This is a genomic window from Pseudomonas sp. PME37.24/025, assembly GCF_055556615.1.
The window spans coordinates 195,544-218,682 of the sequence record NZ_JBVHNK010000001.1 but is presented as its reverse complement, the minus strand read 5'-3'; the positions used below and the strand labels follow the sequence as shown (position 1 = coordinate 218,682).

The window sequence follows — 23,139 nt, the reverse complement described above, 5'->3', positions numbered from 1 at the left end:
ACTCGGTAAGGCCATGACGAAGGGGCGGGATAATAACAAACCTGTGCGCTTTTGGAGCATGTGCGGGTTTTGCATGAATATCGTTCATGTTGGTGCGCTGGCCAGACCGGTAGAATCGCGGCGTTTTCTCATGATCAGGACCAGGGATATGTCGTATCGCGTCGTCACCAGCCTATTGATGCTGTTTTTAAGCGGGGGCGCCGCTGCACAAGGTCCGGATATTTCCTACGTCCGCGACATTCAACCGATCTTCACCGAAAAGTGCGTGGCCTGCCATGCCTGCTACGACTCCGCCTGTCAGCTCAATCTGGGCAGTGGCGAAGGGGCGGCCCGAGGCGCTACGAAGGTGCCTGTCTATGACGGCGAGCGCCGCCAGGCCGCAGCGCCGACCCGGCTGTTTTATGACGCCTTTGGCAAACGTGCCTGGCAGCAAAAAGGCTTTTATTCGGTGCTCGACGCCCAAGGCAGCCAAGCGGCACTGATGGCGCGGATGCTCGAACTGGGCCACAAAACCCCGTTGCAGCCCAACGCCAAGTTGCCGGAAGACATCGTCCTGGGCCTGAACCGGGAGAACATGTGCGCCATGCCGGCGGAGTTCGACGGCTACGCCAGCTCCCACCCGAAAGAAGGCATGCCGTTGGCGGTCACCGGCCTGACCGATCAGCAATACCAGACGTTGCAACGCTGGCTGGCCTCCGGCGCGCCAATTGATGAGCAGGGCCTGGTGCCCAGCGCCAAGGAAGCCTTGCAGGTGGTGCAGTGGGAAAACCTGCTCAACGCGCCGGGCGCCCGGGAGAGCCTGGTCGGGCGCTGGTTGTTCGAGCACTGGTTTTTGGCGCACCTCTATTTCAAGGACGGCGAGCCGGGGCATTTCTTCCAGTGGGTACGTTCGCGCACGCCAACGGGGCAGCCGATCGACCTGATTAACACTCGCCGTCCGAATGACGATCCGGGTACTCAGGTCTATTACCGTCTATGGCCGGTGCAAGGCGTGATCGTGCACAAGACCCACATCACCTATCCGCTGAGCGCGGCGAAGATGGCGCGGATCAAAAGCCTGTTTTACAACGGCAACTGGCAGGTCAACGCGCTGCCGGGTTACGGGCCGGAGCGACGGGCCAATCCGTTTACGACCTTTGAGGCCATCCCGGCTCAGGCGCGTTACCAGTTCATGCTCGATAACGCCGAGTACTTTGTGCGCACCTTTATTCGTGGCCCGGTCTGCCGCGGCCAGATCGCCACCGACGTGATCCGCGACAACTTCTGGGCGCTGTTCCAGGCCCCGGAGCATGACCTCTACATCACCGACCCGAACTATCGCGGCCAGGCCACGCCGTTGCTGGCGATGCCGGGACAGAACGATGACGTCGGCAGTGTCCTGAGCCTGTGGCGCGACTACCGCAACAAACGCAACGAATACGAAGCCTTGCGCCGCGACAGCTATGCCGACCTGCCGGCGCCGAGCTGGTCGACCCTGTGGGCGGGCAATGACAACGCTTTGCTGAGTATTTTCCGGCATTTCGACAGCGCCTCGGTGAACAAAGGCCTGATCGGTGACGTCCCGCAAACCATTTGGCTGTTCGATTACCCGTTGCTGGAACGCACGTATTACCAGTTGGCGGTCAACTTCGATGTGTTCGGCAACGTGTCCCATCAGGCCCAGACCCGGCTGTACTTCGACCTGATTCGCAACGGTGCCGAGCAGAACTTCCTGCGCCTGATGCCGGCTGATTCACGGGACGGCTACCTCGACGATTGGTATCAGAACGGCGGCCAGTTCAAGATGTGGCTGGATTACGAGTACATCGACAACGACAAACCAACGGCGCTGAGTCTGGACGAAAAGGACCCGAAACGCGATTTCGTCCTGCAGTTGTTGGCCCGTTACGGCGAACTCAATGCCAAGCCCGACCCGATCAACCGCTGCGACGGCGCTTACTGCTCGCGGCCGAACATCGACCTGGCGCTGCAGAACGCCGAGCAGGCCTTGAGCCGCCTGACTTCACGTCCGGCTGCAGGGCTGAAAGTCATTGATCAATTGCCAGAAGCCACGATGTTGCGTATCGAGACCCAAAGCGGCAAGCGCGAGGTCTACAGCCTGCTGCGCAACCGCGCCCACAGCAACGTGGCGTTCCTGCTCGGTGAGTCGCTGCGCTATCAGCAGGGTCTCGATACGTTGACGATTTATCCGGGTGTACTCAGCAGCTACCCGAACTTCATGTTCAACATCCCGGCCGGGCAAGTGCCCGCATTCGTCGACGCGATGGAAAATGCCAGGGATGCCGCCAGTTTCGAGAAAATCGTCGAACGCTGGGGTATTCGCCGCAGCCATCCGCTGTTCTGGCAGTATTTCCATGATCTGAGCCGCTACATCCACGACACCGACCCGGTGGAAGAGGGCGTGCTGGACATGAACCGCTACGAAAACCTCTGAAACACCTGCAATCCAGTGTGGGAGCGAGCCTGCTCGCGATGAGGGCCTGACAGTCACCTGATAGGTTGACTGTGAGATGGCCATCGCGAGCAGGCTCGCTCCCACAGGGATCAGTGCATCTTTCCCGACAAAAATACTAGGACTTTGTGTGGCGCGATGATTGGCGTAAACTGCGTCCAAGCCTGCGAGGAGTTTCCATGACAGCTATTACCATTACCGACGCCGCCCACGATTATCTGGCTGATCTGCTCTCCAAGCAGAACACCCCGGGTATCGGCATCCGCGTCTTTATCACCCAGCCTGGCACCCAGTACGCCGAAACCTGCATTGCCTACTGCAAGCCGGGCGAAGAAAAACCTGAAGACACGGCGCTGGGGCTCAAAAGCTTCACTGCCTACATCGACTCGTTCAGCGAAGCATTTCTGGACGATGCGGTAGTCGACTACGCCACCGACCGCATGGGCGGCCAGCTGACCATCAAGGCGCCAAACGCCAAAGTACCGATGGTCAATGCCGACAGCCCGGTTAACGAGCGCATCAACTACTACCTGCAAACCGAGATCAACCCGGGGCTGGCCAGCCACGGCGGTCAGGTCAGCCTGATCGATGTGGTCGAAGATGGCATTGCCGTGCTGAAATTCGGCGGCGGTTGCCAGGGCTGCGGTCAGGCAGACGTTACCCTGAAGGAAGGCATCGAGCGCACCTTGCTCGAGCGTATTCCCGAGCTCAAGGGTGTTCGTGACGTGACCGACCACACGCAGAAAGAAAACGCCTACTACTAAGGTGTTCGCTGCGACATAAAAAAACGGTGCCCGTGAGCGCCGTTTTTTGTGGGTGATCGATAACCTGTGGCGAGGGAGCTTGCTCCCGCTCGACTGCGAAGCAGTCGCAATCCAGCCGATGCATTTTCCTGTGATGAATGCGTTGGCTGATTTGGGACCGCTGCGCGGTCCAGCGGGAGCAAGCTCCCTCGCCACAAGTGCTTCAGGGCCTGTACAAATGCGCATGCCCCGCGCGATACAACGACGATTCACTGAAGTGATCGCTGCCCAACACCCGGCCCACCAGAATCAGCGCCGTGCGGCGAAACCCCTTGGCTTCAACCTTCCCGGCAATATCCGCCAGCGTCCCCACCACCCAATCCTGATCCGGCCAGGTCGCCCGATGAATCACCGCGATCGGGCAATCGGCGCCGTAGTGCGGCAGCAATTCGGTGAGGATCTTCTCCAGATGATTGACCCCCAAGTGGATCGCCATCGTCGCCCCGTGCTGCGCCAGACTGCCCAACTCTTCACCGGCGGGCATCGCGGTCTTGTCGGCGTAGCGGGTCAGAATCACGCTCTGTGACACGTCCGGCAAGGTCAGTTCAGCACCCAAAAGGGCCGCGCAGGCGGCAGTGGCGGTGACGCCGGGAATGATTTCGAAAGGGATGTCGAGTTCACGCAAGTAGCGAATCTGCTCGCCAATCGCGCCGTACAGGCTCGGATCGCCGGAATGCACCCGGGCCACGTCCTGGCCGTTGGCATGGGCGGTCTTGATCAGCTCGATGATCTGTTCCAGGTGCAATTCGGCGCTGTTGACCACCTGTTCGGCCCGGTGGCCCTCCAGCACGGCGGCGGGCACCAGGGAGCCTGCATAGATGATAACCGGGCAGCTACGAATCAGCCGCTGGCCTTTGACGGTGATAAGTTCCGGGTCGCCGGGGCCTGCGCCAATGAAGTAGACGGTCATCGTCGTTTCCTGTCAGAAAAAGGGCATGGGCACGCTTCAGATGAAGATTGCTCATGATCGAAGGCGGGGATTATCGGGGATTTTACGCGGCGCTGGCCAATGCAAGAGTGGCCTGGGCGTATTTCTGTCGTGGAATCAGCAACTTTGCCGGTGCTTGAGCCAACTGTTCGGCCAGTGCCAGCGCGGCACTTTCCGCTACGCCGTAACAGCCGGTGCGTTCGAACGCGATATCCGAGTGGTGGCTGAGTTGCGGTTCATAACCGGCCAATTGTTCGCTGCTGAAGTACATCAACGGCAATGCCAGCTGTTCGGCCAGTTCGATCAGGGCGGGCTCTTCGCGCTTGAGGTCGATACTGGCCAGGGCCTTGATCTGACGAAGCTCGATTTGATGGGCCTGTAACGCCTGATCAAGTAGCGCCCGCAGCGTGCTGACGGGGCAGCCGCGCTGGCAGCCCAGGCCGACCACCAGGGTCGGCGCTGTGCTGACGTCAGTCATGCGCAGTATTGGCCATCGCTTTTGCGGCGGAACAACCAGGCACTGATCAGGCCCAGGGCCAGCCAGAACGCCATGTTGGTCAGCTGCGAAGCGATTTTGAACTGCGCCTCCAGGGCTTCCGGCGCCAGCATCGAATGGACTTCCGGTTGCGGTGCACCGATCACATGAGGCACGGCCAGGATCGCCACGCCAAGAATCTTCATCAACCAGTGGCGGCTGAATACGATGAGCGCGATGCCAACAGCGGTGGATGCGGCAGTGCCAATCCACCAGATCTGCCGTTGCGCCAGATCTGCTGCGGCAGTGCCCGGCAGCTCAGGTGGCAGGCCGAGGGTTGGCGCCAGCACGAACGTCGCATAACCGGCCAGACCCCAGAGCAGGCCCTGAGAGGTACGGCGTGGAGCGCGCAAGGTATAGAGGCCCGCGAACATCAGGGCGAAACCGACCGCTACCACCAGATTGCCGCCGGTGGTCGACAGCACGCGCTGCCAGCCGTCTTCAGGTTCCCAGGCTTCGGCGTCGTGGGTGTGAGCGGTGACAGCACCCGCGGCATGCTCGTGGATTTCGACAGCGGCCGGCTCGGATTTTTCGTAGGTCTCGGCCTGCAAAATCAGCGGGGCAACCCAAAAGCTTTGCAGCAGGGTCAGCAGCAGGGCGGCCAGCAACCCGGTGAAACCTGCGGTTTGCGCAATACGCTTGATCATGTCAGCAGGTCTCAATGGCACGGAAAGGCGGAGCTGTGACGGGTATCGTGCGCGGCATTGTGTACCGCTTCGATGTGCGAGAAACCGGCGAAATACACAAGGCACGCGCCAAGGATCGACGCGCAAAAAGCGGCGGTCAGGCGTTGGCTCAAGGTTGAAGTAGTGCTGGCGGTGCTACTGGCGGTACTGCTGATGATCGACATGGCGCTTCCCTCTGGTCTGTCAGCGGGTGAATAGAGCGCATGAAAACCTCCGCACGCCAGGGCACGCAGAGATTTCGAACAGCGCCCGCCCACCGCGGGTTTGTTATTCAGTGAACGTAAAACTCACTTTGTGTTGCGGGCCGGTCTCCGGGCTCGCGAGGGGCAGGGCTTGCGCCGACACCTGCAAGCATCACCTTCCCATGCCATATGACGGGCACAGTGGATCTGACGCTTCACTCGCTTACCGTTGCGGGGGCAGCACCGGACTGACATGGCTTTGAGTAAAGCACATGATTCACCGGTTTCCCGTTTCACCCTGTGAAGGGCACCCGTAACAAGGCGTGTAGGAGAGCATGGGCGGGGGTTGGGCGTCAATTGGCAAGGGTTCTCAACTGACACCAAATACCTGTGGCGAGGGAGCTTGCTCCCGTTCGAGCGCGTAGCGGTCGCATCAAATTCATGCGGTCTGTCCATTAGATACGCATCGCATGGTTTCACGACTGCTTCGCAGCCGAACGGGAGCAAGCTCCCTCGCCACAGGCAAGCCCCCTCGCCACAGGTGATCGCATTCTCCTATAGAACATTGACCCGCCCCCATACGATGCGTAGCCTTGCGCTTTCGAGGTTCTTCGGCATCTGCCGAAGCTAAGAAGGGAACGCGGTCGATGCCGCGGCTGCCCCCGCAACTGTGAACGGTGATGTTCGCTGCCACGCCACTGCAAGCCCTGATCCATCAGGTTCGCGGGAAGGCGCAGCGAATGCCAGGCCAATAAGGCCGGCACACCGTCAGCCAGGAGACCTGCCTCGACACAGATTCTCACTACAACCGGGCGGGGTGATCCGGTGGCGGAACTCTTGCGCGCGCGCACCTGCCGCAGCGATTGTCGTCCCGTATGCCCGCCACCTTGCCAAAGGGCATCCGATGAAAACACTGGCCAAACTCCCCGTCACCATCGTTACCGGCTTCCTCGGCTCGGGCAAAACCACCTTGCTGCGGCACATGCTCGACAACGCCCAGGGCCGTCGCATCGCGGTGATTGTCAACGAGTTCGGCGAGCTGGGTATCGACGGCGAAATCCTTAAGCAGTGCTCGATCGGTTGCACCGAAGAAGAAGCCAACGGTCGCGTCTACGAACTGGCCAACGGCTGCCTATGCTGCACGGTTCAGGAAGAATTCTTCCCGGTGATGCGCGAACTGGTCGCGCGTCGCGGCGACCTCGATCACATCCTGATCGAAACGTCGGGCCTGGCCCTGCCAAAACCTTTGGTTCAAGCTTTCCAATGGCCAGAAATCCGCAGCGCCTGCACGGTTGACGCGGTGATCACCGTGGTCGACAGCCCGGCCGTCGCTGCTGGCACCTTCGCTGCGTTCCCGGATCAGGTTGATGCCATGCGCAAACTCGACCCGAACCTGGACCACGAATCGCCGCTGCACGAGCTGTTTGCCGACCAACTGGCCAGCGCCGACCTGGTGATCCTCAACAAGGCCGACCTGATCAGCGCTGAAGACCTGGCCCGCGTGCGCCTGGAAGTCGCCGAAGAATTGCCGCCGGCGGTGAAAGTCATCGAAGCCAGCAGCGGTCGTCTGCCGCTGGACGTGCTGATCGGCCTCGGCGCCGGTTCCGAAGAACACATCGACAGCCGCCACAGCCATCACGATCATCACCATGAAGGTGAGGACGACCACGACCACGACGCGTTCGATTCCATCTCTATCGAGCTGCCACAAGCCGACGAAAGCCTGCTGATGGATGCACTGACTCAACTGGTGGTCCAGCATGGCATCCTTCGGGTCAAAGGTTTTGCAGCGGTGCCGAACAAGCCGATGCGCCTGCTGATCCAGGGCGTGGGCACGCGCTTCGACAAGCACTTCGACCGTCAGTGGGGTGCTGAAGAAGCGCGCACCACCCGTCTGGTGTTGATCGGTCAGGATCTGGACGCAGCTCAGCTCGAAGCGCAATTGCGCGCTGCGCTCAGCGTTTAAACCATGCACCTGCTCAGGACCCAGCCCGGCGGTTTCGTGTCGGATGACAACATTGCCGACCTTGGACAAACCCCCGCCGAGCTGGTGATTCTGTGCAGCGGCGATTCCAGCCTGGCGCTGCTCGCCGAAGCGGCGCAGCAGTTGCCCGACGATTACCCGAGCGTGCGCCTGGCCAACCCGATGCAGGTGCAGAATCACGCCTCGGTCGATCTCTACGTCGACGAAGTGCTGCGCCACGCCAAAGTGATTTTGATCTCGCTGCACGGCGGCATCGCCTATTGGCGTTACGGCATCGAGCGTCTGGTGGAATTGTCCGAGCGCGGCGTGCAACTGATTCTGGTGCCGGGTGACGATCGCCCGGACCCGGAACTCAGTGACCTGAGCACCGTAACCGCGCAAGACCGCGACCGGCTCTGGCACTTCCTGCGTCAGGGCGGCATGGCCAACGCGCTGGACCTGTTTCGCTGCCTCGCCAATCGTTGGTTGGACCGCGACTACCCCTGGTCCGAGCCGCAAACTCTGCCACGCACCGCGATTTACCACCCGCAAAAAAGCCCCGCAGAACTGAAGGATTGGCAAGCCGACTGGCAAGCTGATCAGCCGGTGGCGGCGGTGCTGTTTTACCGCTCGCATTTGCAGGCGGCGAACACCGGTTTCATCGATATTTTCTGCCAGCGTTTGCAAGCAGCGGGGTTGAACCCGTTGCCGATTGCGCTGGCCAGTTTGAAAGAGCCTGGCTGCCTGACGGTGGTCGAGGACCTGCTGGATGAAGTCGAGGCGGGGGTGATTCTCAACACCACCGGTTTCGCCCAGTCCAGCCCCGAAGCGCCGCATCTGCGACCGTTTCGCCGCAATATTCCGGTGATCCAGGCGATCTGCGCCCAGGACAATGAACCCGGTTGGCGCGCCAGCGAGCAGGGCCTCGGTCCCCGCGATCTGGCGATGCACATCGCACTGCCGGAACTGGATGGGCGAATCATCAGCCGGCCGATCAGTTTCAAGGATCTGGCCTGGCGCAGTGAGCGCAGCCAGTCCGACGTGGTCTGCTACCGGCCGCAACCTGAGCGCATGGATTTTGTCGCCGAACTGGCGCGGCGCTGGATCGATCTGGCGCGAGTGCCTAACGGTGAAAAACGCATCGCCCTGATCCTCGCCAACTACCCGACTCGCGACGGGCGCATCGGTAATGGCGTGGGTCTCGACACTCCGGCTGCGGCATTGAATATCTTGCGCGCCCTGCACGCCGAAGGTTATCCGCTACCGGCCGAGTTGCCGGACAGCGGCACCGCGCTGATCCAGCAATTGCTCGGCGGCGTCAGCAACGACCTCGACACCCTCGACCAGCGTCCCTGCCATCAAAGCCTCGCGCTGGACGACTACAACCTGATGTTCAACGCACTGCCCGAGGCTAATCGCCAAGCCGTGCTGGAGCGCTGGGGCGCCCCCGAAAACGATCCAATGTTCCGCGGCGGACGAATGATGATTGCCGGTCTGCGCTTCGGCTTGACCTTCGTCGGCATTCAGCCGGCCCGGGGTTACCAAGTCGATCCAAGTGCTGTCTATCACGACCCGGACCTGGTGCCGCCCCACGGCTATCTGGCGTTTTACTTCTGGTTGCGCAACACCTACGGCGCTCACGGCGTGATCCACGTCGGCAAGCACGGCAACCTCGAATGGCTGCCGGGCAAGGGCGTCGGGTTGTCGGAAAACTGCTGGCCGGACGCATTGCTCGGGCCGCTGCCGAACATCTATCCGTTTATCGTCAATGACCCGGGCGAGGGCGCCCAGGCCAAGCGCCGTACGCAGGCCGTGATCATCGATCACCTGATGCCGCCGCTGACCCGCGCTGAAACCTACGGTCCGCTGCGCAATCTCGAATTGTTGGCCGACGAATATTACGAAGCGCAATTGCTCGATCCGCGCCGCGCCCGGGAGTTACAGCGCGACATTCTGCAATTGGTGCGCGACACGCACATCGACCGCGAACTGCAACTGGACGAGAAGCTCGACAGCGATGCCGATGCGGCGATTTGGTTGCCGCGTCTGGACACGTATTTGTGCGACTTGAAGGAGTCGCAGATCCGCGATGGCCTACACGTGTTTGGCGAGTCGCCGGTCGGGCGGTTGCGCATCGACACCTTATTGGCCTTGCTGCGCATTCCTCGCGGTGATGGCCGTGGGGCGCAATCGAGCTTGTTGCGGGCATTGGCCAAGGCGTTTGAATTGGGCTTCGATCCGCTGGATTGTGCGTTGGCCGAGCCTTGGGTCGGGCTGCGTCCGGATGCCCTGTTGTCGGTCAGCGATGAGCTATGGCGCACAGCGGGCGATACCCGCGAGCGACTGGAGCTATTTGCCGCTGAACTGATCTTGCTGACACTGAACCCATCTCAAGCCCACCACGACCCCTGTGGGAGCGGGCTTGCCCGCGAAGGCGGCGTGTCAGTCGACATTGATTTATCTGACCCACCGCTATCGCGGGCAAGCCCGCTCCCACAGGGTCTTGCGTGGGCTGACGTCAGCGCCATCCTTGAGAGCCTGCGCGAAGTGGTCGCACCACGCCTGGACGCCTGCGGCCCAGCGGAAATGCGCGGTCTGCTGGACGCTCTCAACGGCCGATTCGTCCCGGCCGGCCCTAGCGGTGCGCCAAGTCGCGGCCGTCTGGACGTGCTGCCCACCGGGCGTAATTTCTATTCGGTGGACGTGCGCAACCTGCCGACCACCACGGCGTGGCGCATCGGTTTTCAGTCAGCAAATCTGATTCTTGAGCGGCACTTGCAGGATCACGGCGATCACCTGCGGCAGCTCGGTCTGTCGGTCTGGGGCACCGCGACCATGCGCACAGGCGGCGATGACATTGCCCAGGCCATGGCGCTGATGGGCGTGCGACCGGTCTGGGCTACCGGCAGCCAGCGCGTCGACGACTTCGAGATTCTGCCGTTGAGCCTGCTGGACCGCCCACGCGTGGATGTGACTTTGCGCGTCTCCGGATTTTTCCGCGATGCCTTTGCCAACCTGATCCGGCTGTTCGACGCCGCCGTGCAAGCGGTCGCCGCGCTGGATGAACCGGATGATCTCAACCCGTTGGCGGCCAAGGTCCGCGCTGAGCGGCAAGCGCTGCTGGAATCCGGTCTGGATGAAGACGCGGCGCGGCGACAGGCCGGCTGGCGCATCTTCGGGGCCAAACCGGGTGCTTACGGCGCGGGCGTGCAAGGCGCCATCGACGGTCGCTTGTGGCAAAGCCGTGAAGACCTGGCCGAGGTTTACCTGAACTGGGGCGGCTACGCTTACGGCGGCTCCGACGAAGGCACCGCCGCCCGCGAACAATTCGCCCAGCGTCTGAGCCAGGTGCAGGCGGTGCTACAAAATCAGGATAACCGCGAGCACGACTTGCTTGATTCCAACGATTATTACCAGTTCCAGGGTGGCATGCTGGCGGCCGTCGAAAGCCTCAGTGGTGAAGCGGCTGCCAGTTATCACGGCGACCACAGTCAGCCGGACTTGCCGAAGATCCGCACGTTGAAGGAAGAACTTAACCGGGTGATCCGTTCCCGTGCGGCCAATCCGAAATGGATCGACGGGGTCAAGCGTCATGGCTACAAAGGCGCGTTCGAACTGGCGGCGACGGTCGATAACCTGTTTGCGTTCGACGCGACGACTCAGTTGATCGACGATCACCAATATGCGTTGCTGGCGGACGCTTATTTGCTCGATCCGGCGACCCGGGAGTTTGTCCGCGAACACAATCCCCATGCCTTGCGCGACATGACCGAGCGCATGCTCGAAGCGCAGCAGCGCGGGATGTGGAAAGAGCCGGGCGAGTACCGCGAGGCGCTGGAGAATTTGTTGCTGGATATAGAAGAAGACGGGTAACTCTGTGACACCGCTAACCTGTGGGAGCGTGGCTTGCCCGCGAAGAGGCCCTCACAATCAACATTGATTTCGACTGAGCGGACGCCTTCGCGGGCAAGCCACGCTCCCACAGGTACAAGGTGTGCCTGCCACCGACCATGACTGAGATTTGAAAATGACCGACACCCCCCATTTCCCGCTCTCCGCCGTGGTCGGCGCCGATGACTTGAAGCTCGCGCTGTACCTGACCGCCATCGACCCGAAAATCGGTGGCGTACTGATCGAAGGTCCACGGGGCATGGCCAAATCGACCCTGGCCCGAGGCCTGGCGGACTTGTTGGCCAGCGGTCAATTTGTCACCTTGCCCCTGGGCGCCACCGAAGAACGGCTGGTCGGCACCCTCGACCTCGACGCGGCCCTGAGCGAGGGGCGCGCACAGTTTTCCCCCGGCGTACTGGCCAAGGCCGATGGCGGCGTGTTGTATGTCGATGAAGTCAATCTGCTGCCCGATCACCTCGTGGACTTGCTGCTCGACGTGGCCGCCAGCGGCACCAACCTGATCGAGCGCGACGGGATTTCCCATCGGCATTCGGCGAAGTTTGTGTTGATCGGCACCATGAACCCGGAAGAGGGCGAATTGCGCCCGCAATTGCTCGACCGTTTTGGCCTGAACGTCGCCCTCAGTGGCCACACCGCACCCGCCGAGCGCGGTCAGATCATCCGTCGCCGACTGGATTTCGACAGCGACCCGCAAGGGTTCTGCGCCGAGTGGGAAAGCCAGCAACACGCACTGCGCGAGCGCTGCCAAAAGGCGCGCTCGGCACTGGCGAGCATTCCCCTCGACGATGCCGCGCTGGCGCAGATCACCGAGCGTTGCTTTGCTGCTGGCGTCGATGGTCTGCGGGCCGATCTGGTCTGGTTACGCGCGGCCCGGGCTCATGCGGCCTGGCGCGGAGCGAATGCCATTGGCGAAGAAGATATCGACGCGGTCGCCGAGTTTGCCTTGCGCCATCGTCGTCGCGAACACTCGCCACCGATGCCGCACCAATCACCCGCAGCACAGCCGCCTTCCAACCAGAACGCCAACCCGAGCGAAGGTCAGGGCCAGTGGGGCGAAATGCCCGCCCAGGCGCTGCCGGTCGGCGCTCGACGTGAAGTGCCGAGCTGGCCAAAAAAGCCCTAGGCATTCGCCCTCGATCAGACGCGGGGGCGAATGCCAGACCCCGCGCAGGACGGCTGGATCACGGTAAGCAGGGCAAGCGTCACGCGGCCCTGAGCGGATCGATCAATTGGCCCGGCACCTTGCTCAATGGCCGACCGCGTCAACGCGACGATGTGCTGTTTCACCTGCGCACCCGCAGTCCTCATGAATTATGGCTGGTGATTGTCGATGCCTCGGCCTCCACTCGACGTCATCAAGCGTTGAGCGATGCCAAGGGCCTGCTGGCGCAACTGTTCGACGATGCCTATCGACAGCGTGCGCGCTTGGCTTTGCTGACCGCCAGCGGCCATGTGCCGAAGTGGCAGGTGCAAGGGTTAAAAGCCTCCGCTGGCTTGCGCGACTGGCTCGACGGGCTCGGTGCCGGCGGCGGAACACCGATGCTGGCGGCGCTGGGCGAGGCAGGGCGTTGGCTGGCGGCTCGGCAAAAGCGCTTTCCGGCAGAGCAGCAACGGCTGTTGCTGGTGACGGATGGACGGGTGAAGGAATGGTCAACGTTGCCGGCGCTGGAATGTCCGGGGTTGCTGATCGACATTGAGCGCGGGCCGATACATCTTGGCCGGGCAAAGGTGTTGGCAGCGCAGTTGCAGGTTGATTATCGACATATCGATGAGCTGATTTCAGGTTGAGTTTTGTGCTGACAGTATTGACCCCATCGCGAGCAGGCTCGCTCCCACATTTGATCTGCGGCGTGTGGGAGCGAGCCGGCTCGCGATGGCATCACCTCGGAATCGGATAATCGCAGTTCGTCTGCATCGCTGCCCTATGCTGCTGTAAACAAGCCAATCACAGGAGTGACCCATGCGCGTTCTAGCCCGCAACGATCAGGACGATTTTCGCGTCAAAGCCTACGCTGGCACCAACGGTGTGTTGCTGGCCATCGACGTGGCCGAACCCCGCCGCAAAGGTCTGCTGGGTTTCGCCATCGAAAAGCAGCAAGGCAGCAAACCCTGGTTGTTTCTGTTCAACAGCCTGACCTTCCCCGGCAAGGCTCATACGTTCCCCCAGTTTCACGCCACCCCCAGCGATACCGCGCCGTTGCAGAAATTTCGCTGGGCCGATTACGCAGTCAATCCGGGCGTGACGATCCATTATCGGATTCACCTGGCCTACGGCACCGCCGATGCGCCACAACTGGGTGAATTCCTGGAAGTGACGGTCAGCACCGACAATGGCCTGCCCAAAGGCCAAAACGTCATTTTCAATCGGGCGGTGGCCGCCAGTCAGGCTTTCCAGCGCAAGTTCGCCGACGTTGATGCGCTACTCAGCGTCAACAAGAAACTGCCCATCGAAGAATGGCCCGACGCCCCACGGCAATGGCTGGAAAATGGTCTGCTCGCACGCTTGCTCGGGTTCATCGAACGGGCCGAGGATGGCCAATGGGCGCTGGACATCGCGATCTATGAATACCAGTTGAAAGTGATCGTCGATGCGGTGAACGCCGCTTTCGAGCGCGGCGTAAAGGTTCGGGTTCTGTACCATGCCCAACCGGACGAAGACACCACGGCGCTGAACGAAGCCAGTCTGGAAAAAATCCCGGCGGCGAACAAACGCGGGCGAGTCACCCACAACATTTTCCACAACAAATTCATCGTCCTGAGCCGACTCGACGGGGCAGGGCTGCATCAGCCCGAAGCGGTACTCTGTGGCAGCACCAATTTCACGGCCAACGGTGTTTATCGTCAGGCCAACGTCGTGCATGTGCTGGACGATGCCCGAATCGGCGCCAGTTACCTGCAAACCTTCGAGCAGGTCTGGTCCACACCGGCGGACGTCGGCGCCACCCGTGAATGGCTCACGGAAAACAATCCGATGCAGTCGGACCAGGGGCTGTTCGCAGGGTTCTCACCGCGCACGGGTCAGGGCGACTTGCGTGAATTTGTCGAGATCATCAATGCCGCCAAAAAAGACCTGCTGTTTGTCACGGCGTTCACCTTGCCGGACGAAATACTCAACGCCTTGCTCGGCCAGCCCCATGACGACATCTTGCGTTACGGTTTGCAAAACACCGTCAGCAGCATCACCGGTTTCCATGCCGACCGCACCGCCGAGTTCGCCGCCACCGCGCTGCTCAACACCGGCCTGGAAGGCTGGCTCAAGGAAAACATGAAAGGCCAGAAGGGCAACCTGCTGGTGCACACCAAAGCCATCGTCGTCGACTTCACCAGCGACACACCGACCATCATCAGCGGCAGCCACAACCTTAGTGAAGCGGCCAGTAACGGCAATGACGAAAACTACCTGATCATCCGTGGCGACACCGACCTGGCCGATCGTTACGGGCTGGAACTGCTGCGCTTTTACGAGCATTACCGGTTCCGCTACTTCGCAAAAAAACTGCAACTCAAGCAGGTCCGGCCTTTGGCGGCGGATGACAGCTGGACCGATGATTATTACCTCGAAGGCGATTTGCGCATGTTGTCGCGGTTGCGCTTTGCCGGACGATAAACAGCCTGGTGATTCCCTGTGGGAGCGAGCCTGCTCGCGATAGCGATCGTTCATACGACGCAAACTTTACTCATCAACCGTACATTCAGCAGCTCCCGTGCCCGTGGTGCGGTGCATAAAGCGCTGAAGGTTTTCTGCAACCACGGCAAGTCGTGGCGGGGTTTGCGGGCAATCTGTTTAGGCCTGAGCTTGCCGATGTGCTTTTTGAAGTTTTCTTCCAGGGTTTCCCGGGTTCCAATCCCCTTGAGCTTTTTCAGCAACTTCCCCTCCTTGTAAAACAGCACAGTGGGTGTGCCGGTGACATCTGGATGCCGAGGAGATTCGCTCGTACTCAGCACATAGATGTGCGCGTGATCTTTGTACTTCTCGGCAATAGCACGGAAAACCGGTTCGGCCATTTCGCAGGCGGGACAGTGTTGGTTGCCGAAATACAGGATCACCGGGCGCCAGGTTTTCAGCGCCTTGCGGTAGACCGCTGCCATGGTCGTGTGGGTGTTCATCGAGCTCATTGAAATCTCCTTTTCAAAGACAATCGAAGGCCTGTCGACGTTAAAGGAGGCGAGCAGGTGGGGTCTACTGTCAGAAATTACAGGTAGGGCTCTGCTTCATTTTGAATCGCTATGGCTTCAGATGTGGTGCAAGTACTCGAGCGTTGTGTCCCACGGTAGCGTTCTCTTATTTGTGCGTTTCGTAACGCCTTCTTCGCGCTAACGCGCATCCATCTGATTCAAAACACTTTTCAATTCCTCCGAGATTCCGCCCACAACCTGTGGCACACTTTCTGCTGTCTATTCCGTTGTTACATACCTGTTTCCGGTATAGCGGAATAAACATGACCCTGGAGTGCTTGCCATGCATCGCCGACCTTCGTTGTTTAAAGCGTGTGTTTTCGTTCTCGCGGCTTCGGCCGCTGTCATGGGTGTCGCCCAAGCGGCAGACAGCAAACTCGACAGCGTGCTGGCCCGTGGGAAGTTGATCGTGGGCACGGGCAGTACCAATGCGCCGTGGCACTTCCAGGGAGCGGATGGCAAGTTGCAGGGTTTTGATATTGATATCGCGCGGATGGTGGCCAAAGGGTTGTTCAACGACCCGAGCAAGGTCGAGTTCGTGGTGCAGTCGTCCGATGCGCGGATTCCGAATCTGCTGACCGACAAGGTCGACATGAGTTGCCAGTTCATCACCGTGACCGCCAGTCGCGCGCAGCAAGTGGCGTTCACCCTGCCGTACTACCGCGAAGGCGTGGGCCTGTTGTTGCCGGCCAACAGCAAATACAAGGAAATCGACGACCTGAAAGCTGCCGGTGACGGTGTAATCGTGGCAGTGCTGCAGAACGTGTACGCCGAAGAGCTGGTGCATCAGGCGTTGCCCAAGGCCAAGGTCGATCAGTACGACAGCGTGGATTTGATGTATCAGGCGGTGAACTCCGGCCGTGCCGATGCCGCAGCTACCGATCAGTCGTCGGTGAAGTACCTGATGGTGCAGAACCCCGGTCGCTATCGCAGCCCGACCTACGCCTGGAGCCCGCAAACCTATGCGTGCGCGGTCAAACGCGGCGATCAGGACTGGCTGAACTTCGTCAACACTACATTGCATGAAGCCATGACCGGCGTTGAATTCCCGACCTACGCGGCTTCCTTCAAGCAGTGGTTCGGTGTCGATCTGCCGACTCCAGCCATCGGTTTCCCAGTCGAATTCAAATGATCCCGTGAGAGCGGGGCGGTTTTAAATCGCCCCGCTCAAGGTACTGCTGACCATGAACTATCAGTTGAATTTTGCCGCCGTCTGGCGCGATTTCGACACCCTGCTGGCGGGGCTCGGTCTGGGCCTCGAACTGGCGCTGGTGTCGATCGCCATCGGTTGCGTGATCGGCCTGATGATGGCGTTTGCTTTGCTGTCAAAGCATCGCGCATTGCGGGGGCTGGCGTCGGTGTATGTGACGGTGATCCGTAATACGCCGATTCTGGTGTTGATTCTGTTGATCTACTTTGCCTTGCCAAGTCTGGGCATTCGTCTGGACAAGATCCCGTCATTCATCATCACGCTGTCGCTGTATGCCGGGGCCTATCTGACCGAAGTGTTTCGCGGCGGGTTGTTGAGCATTCCCAAGGGGCTACGTGAAGCCGGCCTGGCCATCGGGCTCGGCGAGTGGCAGGTCAAGGCGTACATCACCGTGCCGGTGATGCTGCGCAATGTGCTGCCGGCCTTGTCGAACAACTTCATATCGCTGTTCAAGGACACCTCGCTGGCGGCGGCGATTGCCGTGCCGGAGCTGACCTATTACGCGCGCAAGATCAATGTCGAGAGCTACCGGGTGATTGAAACCTGGCTGGTGACCACAGCGCTCTATGTTGCGGCCTGTTACCTCATTGCCATGATGCTGCGTTACCTCGAGCAGCGTCTGGCGATTCGCCGATAGGAGGCCCCCATGTACGAATCCCCCAGTTGGTTGCATGAGTTATGGGTGGCGCGGGACGTCCTGTGGCAGGGCTTTCTGACCAGTGTGCAGTGCTCGGCGCTGGCGATTTTGTTGGGCACGCTGGTCGGCATCGTTGCAGGTCTGGTGCTCACCTATGGCACGTTCTGGATGCGCGCGCCGTTCCGTTTTTACGTCGACATCATTCGCGGCACGCCGGTGTTTGTATTGGTGTTGGCCTGCTTCTACATGGCGCCGGCACTGGGCTGGCAAATCAGCGCATTCGGGGCCGGCACCCTGGGGCTGACGCTGTTTTGCGGCTCCCACGTTGCGGAGATTGTGCGCGGTGCATTGCAAGCGCTGCCCAGTGGCCAGATGGAAGCGAGCAAGGCCATCGGCCTGACGTTTTACCAGGCACTGGGCTACGTGTTGTTGCCCCAGGCGTTGCGGCAGATCTTGCCGACCTGGGTCAACTCGTCCACCGAGATCGTCAAGGCCTCGACGCTGTTGTCGGTGATCGGCGTTGCCGAATTGCTGCTTAGCACCCAGCAGATCATCGCCCGGACCTTTATGACCCTGGAGTTTTACCTGTTCGCCGGATTTCTGTTTTTCGTCATCAACTACGCCATCGAATTACTCGGCCGGCACATTGAAAAGCGGGTGGCCTTGCCATGACTCAAGCTCAAGTTTCGACACAGGATCAAGCGCTGCTGGACATCCGTGGCCTGCACAAACAATACGGCCAGCTCGAAGTGCTCAAGGGCGTCGACTTGACCATGCAACGCGGCAACGTGGTCACGCTGATCGGCTCCAGCGGCTCGGGCAAGACCACGCTGCTGCGCTGCGTGAACATGCTCGAAGAGTTCCAGGGCGGGCAGATTCTGCTCGATGGCGAATCCATCGGCTATCACGAGGTCAACGGCAAGCGCGTGCGTCACGCGGAAAAAGTCATCGCCCGCCATCGAGCGATGACCGGCATGGCGTTCCAGCAATTCAATCTGTTCCCGCACCTCACCGCGTTGCAGAACGTCACCCTCGGATTGCTCAAGGTCAAAAAGCTGCACAAGGATGAGGCGGTGGCGCTGGCGGAGAAATGGCTGGAGCGGGTTGGTCTGCTGGAGCGCCGCGACCATTACCCCGGTCAGTTGTCCGGCGGCCAGCAACAGCGCGTGGCGATTGCCCGGGCGATTGCGATGAACCCGAGCCTGATGCTGTTCGATGAAGTCACCTCGGCCCTCGATCCGGAGCTGGTCGGCGAAGTACTGAACGTGATCAAAGGCCTGGCCGAAGACGGCATGACCATGCTGCTGGTGACCCACGAAATGCGCTTTGCCTTCGAGGTGTCGGACAAGATCGTGTTCATGAATCAGGGGCGGATCGAAGAGCAGGGGCCGCCCAAGGAACTGTTCGAACGCCCGCAGTCGCCGCGTCTGGCGGAATTTCTCAAGAACACTCGCTTTTAACTTTTTCAATCAGGAGAAACACCCATGAGCATTACTCGTTACGGCACCGGCAGCACCGCCGGTGGCGGCCAGCCCCGTCCTTTCGCCCGTGCCGTCGAAGCCGATGGCTGGCTGCACGTGTCCGGCCAGGTGCCGGCGCTGGATGGTGAAATCATCGTGGGCGGCATCGTCGCGCAGACTCACCAGACCATGAAAAACCTGATCGCGATTCTGCAAGAGGCCGGTTACGGTCTGGAAGACGTGGTCCGTACCGGCGTGTGGCTGGAAGACCCGCGGGATTTCTGGAGTTTCAATAAAGTGTTTTCCGAGTACTTCAAAAGCGAACACGCCCCGGCCCGGGCCTGTGTGCAGGCGAACATGATGGTCGATTGCAAGGTCGAGATTGACTGCATCGCGTACAAGAAAAAGGCCTGAACCGAGGCGCGCCCATCGCGGGCAAGCCCGCTCCCACAGGGATGGAAGGTGTGTCTGCAACCTGTGGCGGCACATAGAACCTGTGGGAGCGTGGCTTGCCCGCGAAGGCGGCCTAACAGTCGCCGCAGCACTCTGGGTAAACTCCCGGCACTTTGAATGGGAACCTGAAACATGACCGAAGACACCATCAAGCGCCGGGCTCGTGGTCTGGACCGGGCGTTCGACATTCTCGATTTCCTCAAGGAAATCGGCCAGCCCCTGCGCCCGAACGAAATCGCCAGCGGCATCGGCAGCCCGAAATCCACGGTCTACGAACTGGTCGCGTCCTTATTGGAACGGCGCATTCTTGAACCTGTGGGCAAGGACGGTCACGTGTACCTTGGTCGTCAGCTGTACTTCCTCGGGCAGGCGCATTTGCGCCATTTCGACCTGACCCGCGAGGCCGATCTTGCCTTGCAAGAGATCGTCAGCCAGACCCGTGAAACCGCGCAGATGTGCCTGCTCAACGGGCGTAAATACACCGTAGCGTTGATGAAAGAGGGCGAGCGGCATTTTCGCATTTCCTCGGACATCGGCGAGAACGCGCCGATCCCCTGGACCGCTTCCGGGCGCTTGTTGCTGGCGCACCTGAGCGATCAGCAGATCGTCGATTTGATCGACCCCGACGACTTCATCCTGCCCGATGGCGAACGTCTGCCGCTGGAGCGGTTTATCGAGGAGATCCGCCAGGCCGGTATCGATGGGTTCTTTTCCTTCGATAGCGTTGCCGACACCTTTACCCACTGCTTCGCCGCTCCGGTCAAAGACCCGAACGGCGTGGCCATTGCGACTCTGTGCATCGTCGCCCCACGGGCCGATGCGAAGAACAATTACAACGACTATCGTCAGGTGCTGATCGACAGCGCCAACAGCCTCGCCCGGCGTATCAACGAATAACAGCGGCTGCCTGCGGCCGCGAATGTGAGGAGTTCGACCATGTCTTCTGCCAAAAATACTGCCGCCGTGGAAAAGGGCTTTGCTCACACAGGCGCCAATCTTGTGCGCGACGTCAGCCTGCCGGCGCTGGTGCTGCACCGCGACGCGCTGGAACACAACATTCGCTGGATGCAGGACTTCGTCAGCAACAGCGGCGCGGAACTGGCGCCGCACGGTAAAACCAGCATGACCCCGGCGCTGTTTCGTCGCCAACTGGACGCCGGTGCCTGGGGCATCACCCTGGCCAGTGCCACGCAAACCCGCGCGGCTTACGCCCATGGCGTGCATCGGGTGCTGATGGCCAACCAATTGGTCGGCACGCCGAACATGGCGCTGATCGCTGATCTGTTGGCAGACCCGACCTTCGATTTCTATTGCATGGTCGATCACCCGGATAACGTCGCGGACCTCGGCGCGTATTTCGCTTCGCGCGGTGTGCGGCTGAACGTGATGATCGAGTACGGCGTGGTCGGCGGTCGTTGCGGTTGCCGCACCGAAGCCGAAGTGCTGGCGCTGGCCAAGGCGATCGCGGCTCAACCGGCGCTGGCGTTGACCGGCATCGAGGGTTACGAAGGGGTGATTCACGGCGATCACGCGGTGAGCGGCATCCGCGAGTTCGCCGATTCTCTGGTGCGTCTGGCGGTGCAGTTGCAGGACAGCGGTGCGTTCGCCATTGCCAAGCCGATCATCACGGCATCGGGTTCGGCCTGGTACGACCTGATCGCCGAATCGTTCGAAGCGCAGAATGCCGGCGGGCGTTTCCTCAGCGTGCTGCGCCCCGGCAGTTACGTGGCCCACGACCATGGCATCTACAAAGAAGCGCAATGCTGCGTGCTCGACCGTCGCAGCGACCTGCACGAAGGTTTGCGCCCGGCGCTGGAAGTCTGGGCGCATGTGCAGTCGTTGCCGGAGCCGGGTTTTGCGGTGATCGCCCTGGGCAAACGCGACGTGGCCTACGACGCCGGTTTGCCGGTGCCGTTGCTGCGTTACAAGGCCGGTGTGGTGCCGGCGATCGGCGAGGATGTGAGTGCCTGCAAGGTGACGGCGGTGATGGACCAGCACGCGTTCATGACCGTCGCGCCGGGGGTTGAGTTGCGGGTGGGCGATATCATTTCGTTCGGTACTTCGCACCCGTGCCTGACGTTCGACAAGTGGCGCATTGGGTGTTTGGTGGATGAGCAGTTGCAGGTGATAGAGACCATGGAAACCTGTTTTTAAGGTTTCCAGACCTAGGTGCGGCCATCGCGGGCAAGTCGGATCGCCGCACCGCCGCTCCCACAGGTTTTTTGGTGTGGTTGCAATTTGTGGCAATTCACAAATCGCTGTGGGAGCGGGCTTGCCCGCGATGACGGCCTACCAAACAGCATCGCAATACCAGAGACCCCACGACGATGAGCAGCATCAGCCCCCTAGGCCCCAACACCCCGCGCATCGCCCTGATTGGCGAGTGCATGATCGAATTGCAGCAGCGCGCGGACGGCACGCTGCAACAAAGCTTCGGCGGCGATACCCTGAACACCGCGGTCTACCTGGCCCGTGAACTGGGCGATGGCGGCACGGTGGATTACGTCACCGCCCTGGGCGATGACAGTTTCAGCGATGCGATGTGCCAGAGCTGGGCCAGCGAAAACATTGGCCTGGACATGGTCCAGCGTTTGCCCGGTCGCTTGCCCGGCCTGTATTGCATCCAGACCGATGCGGCCGGCGAACGGCGTTTTCTCTACTGGCGCAACGAAGCAGCGGTGCGCGATTGCTTCACCACTCCGGCCGCCGCGCCGATTCTGGCGGCGCTGCCGGATTACGACGTGTTGTATTTCAGCGGCATCACCTTGGCGGTGCTCGGTGTGCAGGGGCGAGAAAAACTTCTGGAAACCCTGATCGAAGCCCGGCAACGGGATGCGCGGATCGTGTTCGACAACAACTACCGGCCACGTTTGTGGGCGTCGATTGAAGAGGCACGGGCGGCTTATCGCAGCGTTCTGCCCTATATCGACCTGGCGTTGCTGACGGTTGACGACGAGCAGGCGCTGTTCGACTTTTCCGATTGCGCGGCGGTGTTTGCCGCTTATGAGCAGATGGGCACGCCTGAAGTGGTGCTCAAGCGCGGCGCCGAGGCGTGTCTGATTCGCTGCGATGGAGAGTCGTTCGAAGTGCCGGCGCAGGTGGTCGAACGGGTGGTGGACACCACGGCGGCGGGGGATTCGTTCAGTGCGGCTTATTTGGCGTGTCGGCTTAAGGGCGGTAGCCCGGTTGAGGCTGCCGAGGCGGGGCATCGGTTGGCGAGTCGGGTGATTCAAGTGCCGGGGGCGTTGATCCCCCGATAAGCGGTGGATGGCCGCTTGCTGCGCAATCGGATCGCGGGCAAGCCCGCTCCCACAGGGATTTGTGAGTTGCCCACGATTGCAATCACATCACCGCTCCCACAGGTTTTTTGGTGTGGTTGCAATCTGTGGCAATTCACAACCCCTGTGGGAGCGGGCTTGCCCGCGATGAGGCCCTAAAGCCAAGCCCATCAATCCCGATAAAACACCTGCACCAGGTGATACCCGAACTTGCTCTTGATCGGCCCATGCACCACCCGCAGCGGTTTTTTGAAGATCACCGCATCGATCACGCCGACCATCTGCCCGGGCCGTACTTCGCCCAGGTCGCCGCCGCGTTTGCCGGAGGGGCAGGTGGAGTATTTCTTGGCCAGCACGTCGAAGGCTTCGCCCTTGGCGATGCGTTGTTTGAGCTGCTCGGCTTCTTCCGAGGTTTTCACCAGGATATGGCGGGCTTGGGCTTTCATTGGCAGTACCTTGCAACG

21 protein-coding genes and 2 riboswitches are annotated in these 23,139 nt (G+C 60.8%); of the genes, 15 read left to right on the top strand and 6 right to left on the bottom strand.

Annotated features, from left to right (window positions below):
- The first annotated feature begins 148 nt into the window (after positions 1–148).
- Positions 149–2,434 carry a fatty acid cis/trans isomerase gene (locus ACZ3HH_RS00820; RefSeq protein WP_465802206.1) on the top strand — a complete coding sequence of 762 codons (2,286 nt, stop codon included), beginning with the start codon at positions 149–151 and terminating at the stop codon, positions 2,432–2,434.
- A gap of 197 nt (positions 2,435–2,631) precedes the next feature.
- On the top strand, positions 2,632–3,216 hold the full coding sequence (gene nfuA, locus ACZ3HH_RS00815; protein ID WP_007946504.1) for a Fe-S biogenesis protein NfuA: 585 nt from the start codon (positions 2,632–2,634) through the stop codon (positions 3,214–3,216).
- A gap of 202 nt (positions 3,217–3,418) precedes the next feature.
- Here the strand turns inward: nfuA and cobM are convergent, their stop codons facing one another.
- The 4 genes from cobM to ACZ3HH_RS00795 all read right to left on the bottom strand — a co-directional run bounded on the left by cobM (position 3,419) and on the right by ACZ3HH_RS00795 (position 5,568).
- The gene (gene cobM, locus ACZ3HH_RS00810; RefSeq protein ID WP_465802204.1) at positions 3,419–4,165 is read right to left on the bottom strand and encodes a precorrin-4 C(11)-methyltransferase; all 747 of its coding nucleotides are present in this window, start codon (positions 4,163–4,165) and stop codon (positions 3,419–3,421) included.
- A gap of 82 nt (positions 4,166–4,247) precedes the next feature.
- Positions 4,248–4,661, bottom strand: coding sequence for a cobalamin biosynthesis protein (locus ACZ3HH_RS00805; protein WP_465802203.1), 414 nt, complete (start codon positions 4,659–4,661; stop codon positions 4,248–4,250).
- Positions 4,658–5,365 (bottom strand): CbtA family protein, encoded by a 708-nt coding sequence (locus ACZ3HH_RS00800; RefSeq protein WP_465802201.1) that lies wholly within the window; start codon positions 5,363–5,365, stop codon positions 4,658–4,660. The genes ACZ3HH_RS00805 and ACZ3HH_RS00800 overlap by 4 nt, the downstream gene beginning before the upstream one ends.
- Before the next feature lie 11 nt (positions 5,366–5,376).
- Positions 5,377–5,568, bottom strand: coding sequence for a CbtB domain-containing protein (locus tag ACZ3HH_RS00795; RefSeq protein WP_095053480.1), 192 nt, complete (start codon positions 5,566–5,568; stop codon positions 5,377–5,379).
- A gap of 121 nt (positions 5,569–5,689) precedes the next feature.
- Positions 5,690–5,916, bottom strand: a riboswitch (cobalamin riboswitch).
- Between the two features lie 257 nt (positions 5,917–6,173).
- Positions 6,174–6,389, top strand: a riboswitch (cobalamin riboswitch).
- Positions 6,390–6,490: 101 nt separating this feature from the next.
- On the opposite strand from ACZ3HH_RS00795, the gene cobW reads away from it, so the two are divergent.
- From cobW to ACZ3HH_RS00770, 5 genes are all read left to right on the top strand, one after another.
- Complete coding sequence (cobW, locus tag ACZ3HH_RS00790) at positions 6,491–7,552, top strand: cobalamin biosynthesis protein CobW (protein WP_052964350.1); 1,062 nt, start codon at positions 6,491–6,493, stop codon at positions 7,550–7,552.
- A gap of 3 nt (positions 7,553–7,555) precedes the next feature.
- On the top strand, positions 7,556–11,422 hold the full coding sequence (cobN, locus tag ACZ3HH_RS00785; protein ID WP_465802200.1) for a cobaltochelatase subunit CobN: 3,867 nt from the start codon (positions 7,556–7,558) through the stop codon (positions 11,420–11,422).
- Between the two features lie 154 nt (positions 11,423–11,576).
- Positions 11,577–12,584, top strand: a complete 1,008-nt coding sequence (locus tag ACZ3HH_RS00780) for an ATP-binding protein (RefSeq protein ID WP_465802199.1) — start codon at positions 11,577–11,579, stop codon at positions 12,582–12,584.
- Positions 12,585–12,703: 119 nt separating this feature from the next.
- On the top strand, positions 12,704–13,249 hold the full coding sequence (locus ACZ3HH_RS00775) for a vWA domain-containing protein (protein ID WP_429432365.1): 546 nt from the start codon (positions 12,704–12,706) through the stop codon (positions 13,247–13,249).
- Between the two features lie 172 nt (positions 13,250–13,421).
- Positions 13,422–15,068, top strand: a complete 1,647-nt coding sequence (locus ACZ3HH_RS00770) for a phospholipase D-like domain-containing protein (protein WP_465802196.1) — start codon at positions 13,422–13,424, stop codon at positions 15,066–15,068.
- 50 nt (positions 15,069–15,118) lie between these two features.
- On the opposite strand, the gene ACZ3HH_RS00765 is transcribed toward ACZ3HH_RS00770, so the two are convergent.
- A complete protein-coding gene (locus ACZ3HH_RS00765; protein WP_465802195.1) occupies positions 15,119–15,577 on the bottom strand; it encodes a thioredoxin family protein in 459 nt (152 codons plus the stop codon).
- Between the two features lie 343 nt (positions 15,578–15,920).
- Between ACZ3HH_RS00765 and ACZ3HH_RS00760 the strand changes: the two genes are divergently transcribed.
- From ACZ3HH_RS00760 to ACZ3HH_RS00725, 8 genes are all read left to right on the top strand, one after another.
- Positions 15,921–16,769, top strand: coding sequence for a transporter substrate-binding domain-containing protein (locus ACZ3HH_RS00760; protein ID WP_465802194.1), 849 nt, complete (start codon positions 15,921–15,923; stop codon positions 16,767–16,769).
- A gap of 52 nt (positions 16,770–16,821) precedes the next feature.
- Positions 16,822–17,484 (top strand): amino acid ABC transporter permease, encoded by a 663-nt coding sequence (locus tag ACZ3HH_RS00755; RefSeq protein ID WP_465802192.1) that lies wholly within the window; start codon positions 16,822–16,824, stop codon positions 17,482–17,484.
- 9 nt (positions 17,485–17,493) lie between these two features.
- Positions 17,494–18,156, top strand: a complete 663-nt coding sequence (locus tag ACZ3HH_RS00750) for an amino acid ABC transporter permease (RefSeq protein WP_465802190.1) — start codon at positions 17,494–17,496, stop codon at positions 18,154–18,156.
- Entirely contained in the window at positions 18,153–18,944 is a 792-nt protein-coding gene (locus tag ACZ3HH_RS00745; RefSeq protein WP_050681225.1) for an amino acid ABC transporter ATP-binding protein, read from the top strand. Before ACZ3HH_RS00750 ends, ACZ3HH_RS00745 begins: the two co-directional genes overlap by 4 nt.
- 24 nt (positions 18,945–18,968) lie before the next feature.
- Positions 18,969–19,358, top strand: coding sequence for a RidA family protein (locus ACZ3HH_RS00740; RefSeq protein ID WP_465802188.1), 390 nt, complete (start codon positions 18,969–18,971; stop codon positions 19,356–19,358).
- A gap of 171 nt (positions 19,359–19,529) precedes the next feature.
- On the top strand, positions 19,530–20,294 hold the full coding sequence (locus ACZ3HH_RS00735; protein WP_465802187.1) for an IclR family transcriptional regulator: 765 nt from the start codon (positions 19,530–19,532) through the stop codon (positions 20,292–20,294).
- Positions 20,295–20,333: 39 nt separating this feature from the next.
- Positions 20,334–21,551, top strand: a complete 1,218-nt coding sequence (locus tag ACZ3HH_RS00730; protein ID WP_465802186.1) for an amino acid deaminase — start codon at positions 20,334–20,336, stop codon at positions 21,549–21,551.
- Between the two features lie 173 nt (positions 21,552–21,724).
- The gene (locus ACZ3HH_RS00725) at positions 21,725–22,657 is read left to right on the top strand and encodes a sugar kinase (protein WP_465802184.1); all 933 of its coding nucleotides are present in this window, start codon (positions 21,725–21,727) and stop codon (positions 22,655–22,657) included.
- A gap of 188 nt (positions 22,658–22,845) precedes the next feature.
- Here the strand turns inward: ACZ3HH_RS00725 and ACZ3HH_RS00720 are convergent, their stop codons facing one another.
- A complete protein-coding gene (locus ACZ3HH_RS00720; RefSeq protein ID WP_007898282.1) occupies positions 22,846–23,121 on the bottom strand; it encodes a peptidylprolyl isomerase in 276 nt (91 codons plus the stop codon).
- Positions 23,122–23,139: the final 18 nt, after the last annotated feature.